This is a genomic window from Kitasatospora sp. NPDC059571 (assembly GCF_042735675.1).
GTDB lineage: Bacteria > Actinomycetota > Actinomycetes > Streptomycetales > Streptomycetaceae > Kitasatospora.
Genome location: NZ_JBHWBW010000541.1, coordinates 1 through 5,083, shown reverse-complemented (window position 1 = coordinate 5,083; position 5,083 = coordinate 1). Strand labels below are relative to the sequence as shown.

Below are 5,083 nucleotides of genomic sequence, written 5' to 3'. Positions count from 1 at the left end.
GTCGCACGGTGCGACGATCGGGCCAGAGAGCGCCGACACCCCCCGAAGGGGGACCACGATGGGTTCCACACCGGCCGGCGGCCATCGCCGTGCGCGTACCCGGGTGACACTGCTCGCCGCACCCCTCGCAGCCCTGCTGGCGGCCGCCGCCTGCGGTGGGCCGGCCGACGGGGCCTCGCCGGAGGCGGTGCCGTCGAGCGCCGCCACCAGCGCCGCGCCCGTCCCCGGGGCACCGACCGCCTCCGGCGCCGCGCCCGCACCGGGTGCGCCGTCGGGATCGTCCGGGGTGCCCGGCCGGCCGTCGGCCGACCAGCTGCGCGAGGCCCTGCTCACCGCCGACGACCTGGGGCCGGCGTTTCTGCAGCCGGAGGACACCGGCCAGAGCGGCAGCTCGACCACCAGCGGGTGCCCGGCCCTCGGCGACCTGCTCGGCGGCGGTGGGGACGGCCCCGGCCGGGTCCAGGTCGAGACGGAGCTCACCACCACCGCCGCGACCCCGTACGTCGGGGAGTCGCTCACCACGGAGGACGAGGCGGCGCTCCAGAGCGAGTTCGGCCGGGCCGTGCAGGCCCTCACCACCTGCCGCTCGGTCACCTTCACCAGCCCGGACAGCAGCGTCACCTTCGCGCTGACCCCGACCGGCCTCGGCGGGCCGGGGACGTCCGCCGTGCGGATGGACGGCGACCTCGACGGCACCCCGGTCAACGGCTACCTCGCCGTGCAGCGCATCGGCCCCGCCTTCCTGACCTACTGGTACCTCCAGGTCGACAGCGCCTCCTCCCAGCTCGCCGCCGACTTCTACCAACAGGCGTCCGACAAGGCCGCCCACTTCCTGACCGGCGCCCCGGCCTCCCCGACCGGCGACGCGGCCGGCCAGGCGGTCTGAGCGGGGTGCCCGCGCAGCTGCACGGCCCCGTCAGACGCCTCGCCAGACGTTGTCGAAGGCCGCGTCCTCGACGGCCCGCCGCTGCCGTACGCCGTCGAGTTCCACCACGGCGCCGCTGACGGTGGCGAGCACGGTCGCGAGGGCGTCGTCCTCGATGGCGGGGGAGTCCCCGGCCGGGGCGCCGTGGATCCCGACGGAGGCCGCGAGGACGGCGAGGACGGGTTCGCCCGACGTCCAGCGGTCGGCCGCGCGGCGGCGGTCGGGGGAGTCGACCGGTGCCGTCCGGCCGGTCGGGGCGTGGCTCCAGCGGGTGCGCTCCCGGGCGACGGCGCCCGCCGACTCCAGGGCGTCCGTGTAGGTCGAGGACAGCCCGCGGCCGCGGCGCCACAGCCAGTCCTCGACCGACTCGTAGGGCGTCTGCCGGACCAGCGACGACGAGGCCGCGTCCAGCAGCGGATCGGGCAGCGCCCACCGGTTGCCCGGCACGATGAGGTCGCCGTCCAGCGTCAGGGCCTGTACGTCGATCAGGTCGACCAGCTCGGCCCCGGCGAGGGCGAGCGACAGGTCGCCCGCCTCCACGGGACGGTCGGAAGCGACGTCCAGGGAGACCATCAGCAAGTCGCGCGGTGTGGTCATGAACGGCTCCACGTCAGAGGCGGTCGGTCCCGAACCCAGACCAGCCTAAGCCCGCCCGCCGCCCCCGCCGGGCAGGACCGGATCGTCCGCAGGCCGCCCGCACCGTCCGTACAAAAGCGAAATGCGGGCCGGGATTGCTCCCGACCCGCATTCCGCGTCGATGTGTCCGAGGGGGGACTTGAACCCCCACGCCCGATAAAGGGCACTAGCACCTCAAGCTAGCGCGTCTGCCATTCCGCCACCCGGACGGGGTGTCGCCTGCGCGGTTGTTCCCCGCGCTGACACGGATAACAGTAGCAAAGATCGGCTTCGGATCCCAAAACCGCTCCCCTGGCGCCCGCGCGGCTTCGATCCGCGGGATCGGCGGGCGCCTCGGGCCGCGCCGGACGGCGAGAGGGGCTTGGGGCCGCGCGGCCGCTGAGGGAGGATGGCGGGACGGTGCCCGCGGTGCCCCGGCGTGGGCCGGGGGCGGCGTCGAGGTGCGTCGGGCGGGCCGGAGACGAGGAGTGGCCGTGAGTGAGTCGAGGGCGGAGCGGGCGGGAGCCCCGCGGGTGACGGCCGAATCGGAGGTCGCCGACATCTGCCGCGACCTGATTCGGATCGACACCAGCAACTACGGGGACGGCTCCGGGCCGGGGGAGCGGAAGGCGGCCGAGTACGTCGCCGAGCAGCTCGCCGAGTTCGGCGTGGAGCCGAAGATCTACGAGTCGGCGAAGGGCCGGGCGTCCACCGTCGTCCGGATCGAGGGCGAGGACCGCTCGCGGCCCGGCCTGCTGATCCACGGCCACACCGACGTGGTGCCGGCCAACGCCGCGGACTGGACGTACGACCCGTTCGGCGGCGAGATCGCGAACGGCTGCGTCTGGGGCCGCGGCGCGGTCGACATGAAGGACATGGACGCGATGACCCTGGCGGTCGTCCGGGACCGGCTGCGCACCGGCCGCAAGCCCCCGCGCGACCTGGTGCTCGCCTTCGTCGCGGACGAGGAGGCCGGCGGCACCTACGGCGCCCGCTACCTGGTGGACAAGCACCCCGGGCTCTTCGAGGGCGTCACCGAGGGCATCGGCGAGGTCGGCGGCTTCTCCTTCACCGTCAACGACCAGGTGCGCCTCTACCTGGTGGAGACGGCGGAGAAGGGCATGCACTGGATGCGGCTCACCGTCGAGGGCCGGGCCGGCCACGGGTCGATGGAGAACGACGACAACGCCATCACCGAGCTCTGCGAGGCGGTGGCCCGGCTCGGCCGGCACCGCTTCCCGCTGCGGATCACCAAGACCGTCCGGGCCTTCCTGGACGAGCTCTCCGACGCGCTCGGCGTGGAGCTCGACCCGGAGAACATGGACGAGACGCTGCGGGTGCTCGGCGGGATCGCCAAGATGATCGGCACCACGCTGCGCAACACCGCGCAGCCGACCATGCTCGGCGCCGGCTACAAGGTGAACGTGATCCCCGGCCAGGCCACCGCACACGTGGACGGGCGCTTCCTGCCCGGCTACGAGGAGGAGTTCCTGGCCGAGCTGGACTCGGTGCTCGGCCCCCGGGTCAAGCGGGAGACGCTGCACTCGGACAAGGCGATCGAGACCGGCTTCGACGGCGCCCTGGTGGAGGCCATGCAGTCCGCGCTGCGGGCCGAGGACCCGATCGCGCGGGCCGTGCCGTACTGCCTCTCCGGCGGCACCGACGCCAAGTCCTTCCAGGACCTCGGCATCCGCTGCTTCGGCTTCGCGCCGCTGCAGCTGCCGCCCGAGCTGGACTTCGCGGGCATGTTCCACGGGGTGGACGAGCGGGTGCCGGTGGACGGCCTGAAGTTCGGCGTGCGGGTGCTGGACCGGTTCCTCGACGCCTGCTGACGGCGGCGCGCACGGAGACGGGGCCGGGGGTCCACCCCCGGGACTGCCGCCGTGTACAGGGGCTATAGTGTTGGGGCGGGGTAGGTGGGGGGGCGGCCCGTTTGGGGGGGGGGGGGGGCGGGGGCGGGGCCCCGGCCCCGGGGGGGGGGGGGCCGCCCCGGGCGGCGGGGGGGGCCCCCCCCCCCGCCCCCTCCGCATTGTCCGAGGGAATGATTTGGGACGGCGTGTAAGAGCGCTGGAGAAACGATTCTTCGGCGATTTCCATGGTCGATCTGTTGTGCGAGATATCACCGTTGCGGGTGAATGGGAGATCCACTCCGTACCCCGTTCGCCGCAGCCTCGTTCATCCCTGTGCAGCCCGGGGGAACGGGCTGCGGAATCGACCAGGAGGACTTTATGAAGGCCAAGAAGATCGCCGCCGTTGCCGCCGCCACCGGTGGGCTGGTGCTCGCGGGTGCGGGCATCGCCTCGGCCCACGGCGGTGCCACCGCCGAGGGTGTCGCGGCCGGCTCCCCGGGCGTGCTGTCGGGCAACCTGATCCAGGTGCCGGTGCACGTCCCGGTGAACGTGTGCGGCAACACGATCAACGTGATCGGCCTGCTCAACCCGGCGTTCGGCAACAGCTGCGCCAACGTCTGAGCGGTGCCCGGGTCGCAGATCCCGGTCTTCTGACACGTGCCCCCGATCGGTGGATCCCCGCTCGGGGGCACGTTCGTCCGCGCGTGCCGTCGCACCGGCGTTCCCCGCTTCACTCGATCGATGGAATGCGCTGCATCCCGCTCAACCTTCCGGGTCGTCGCTCGTTGAGTGGTGTACGGGCGAGGCTCTCGTCAGGAATTCGGACTATCAGAAGAATCAGGGGAGTTATGCGACAGGTCGCCAAGAGGGGAATCCTCACCGCCGTCGCCACGGGCAGTGTCCTGGCCTCCACCGCGGGCTACGCCTACGCGGCCGGCAGCGAGGCCCAGGGCAGCGCGGCGAACTCGCCCGGCGTCGGGTCCGGGAATTCGGTCCAGGCCCCGGTGGACATCCCCGTCAACGCGTGCGGCAACACCGTCAACGTCATCGGGCTGCTCAACCCGGCCTACGGCAACCAGTGCGGGAACGTCTCCACCGGCCACGGCGGCCCCGCGGCCGGCGGGTCGACCGCGGGCAGGCCGTCCGGCGGCTCGGCGGGCGTGCCCTCGGGCACCTCTGCGGGCGTGCCCTCGGGCAAGGCGGCGGGCGACGACCACCCCGGCGGCGCCTCGGCGAGCGGGGGCAGCCACGGCTCGCCGGGCGTGGGCTCGGGCAACACCGTGAGCATCCCGGTCCACGCGCCGGTCAACGCGTGCGGCAACACGGTCGACGTGGTCGGCGTCGGCAACCCGGCGTTCGGCAACCAGTGCGGCAGCCACGCTGCCCCGACCCCGCCGAGCACCCCGGTGGACGACTGCACGCCGTGCGCCGAGACCCCGCCGCCCACCCCGCCCACGGGCCAGCAGACACCCCCGCAGCCCGGCACGGGCCGCTCCGGTGAGTCCGTCGGCCAGGCGCCCGCCGTCCCGGCGCAGACCGTGCTGGCCTCCACCGGTGTCTCGGGGCTGGGCGTGGTGGCGCCGGCCGGTGTCGCGCTGCTGCTCGGCGGCGGCGTGCTCTACCGCCGCTCGCGGGCGGGCGCCCGCTGACGGCCCCCGGGCCCGCCCCAGGCGCGCCGGGCGGCGCACGCCCC

General features: G+C 74.2%; 5 protein-coding genes and 1 tRNA gene. 4 read left to right on the top strand and 2 right to left on the bottom strand.

Features of this window, described 5'->3' with window-relative positions; translation table 11 throughout:
* Positions 1–58 precede the first annotated feature (58 nt).
* Positions 59–886 (top strand): hypothetical protein, encoded by an 828-nt coding sequence (locus ACFV0G_RS35060; protein WP_380556708.1) that lies wholly within the window; start codon positions 59–61, stop codon positions 884–886.
* Between the two features lie 30 nt (positions 887–916).
* Here the strand turns inward: ACFV0G_RS35060 and ACFV0G_RS35055 are convergent, their stop codons facing one another.
* Together ACFV0G_RS35055 and ACFV0G_RS35050 are read right to left on the bottom strand one after the other, a co-directional pair.
* Entirely contained in the window at positions 917–1,522 is a 606-nt protein-coding gene (locus ACFV0G_RS35055) for a GPP34 family phosphoprotein (RefSeq protein ID WP_380556706.1), read from the bottom strand.
* Between the two features lie 163 nt (positions 1,523–1,685).
* Positions 1,686–1,770, bottom strand: a tRNA-Leu gene (locus ACFV0G_RS35050).
* A gap of 264 nt (positions 1,771–2,034) precedes the next feature.
* Between ACFV0G_RS35050 and ACFV0G_RS35045 the strand changes: the two genes are divergently transcribed.
* The 3 genes from ACFV0G_RS35045 to ACFV0G_RS35035 all read left to right on the top strand — a co-directional run bounded on the left by ACFV0G_RS35045 (position 2,035) and on the right by ACFV0G_RS35035 (position 5,039).
* Positions 2,035–3,372: a M20/M25/M40 family metallo-hydrolase gene (locus ACFV0G_RS35045; protein ID WP_380556704.1), complete on the top strand. Its 1,338-nt coding sequence runs from the start codon at positions 2,035–2,037 to the stop codon at positions 3,370–3,372.
* A gap of 396 nt (positions 3,373–3,768) precedes the next feature.
* Positions 3,769–4,011, top strand: a complete 243-nt coding sequence (locus ACFV0G_RS35040; RefSeq protein WP_380556702.1) for a chaplin — start codon at positions 3,769–3,771, stop codon at positions 4,009–4,011.
* Between the two features lie 227 nt (positions 4,012–4,238).
* A complete protein-coding gene (locus ACFV0G_RS35035; protein ID WP_380556700.1) occupies positions 4,239–5,039 on the top strand; it encodes a chaplin in 801 nt (266 codons plus the stop codon).
* The last annotated feature ends 44 nt before the right edge of the window (positions 5,040–5,083 follow it).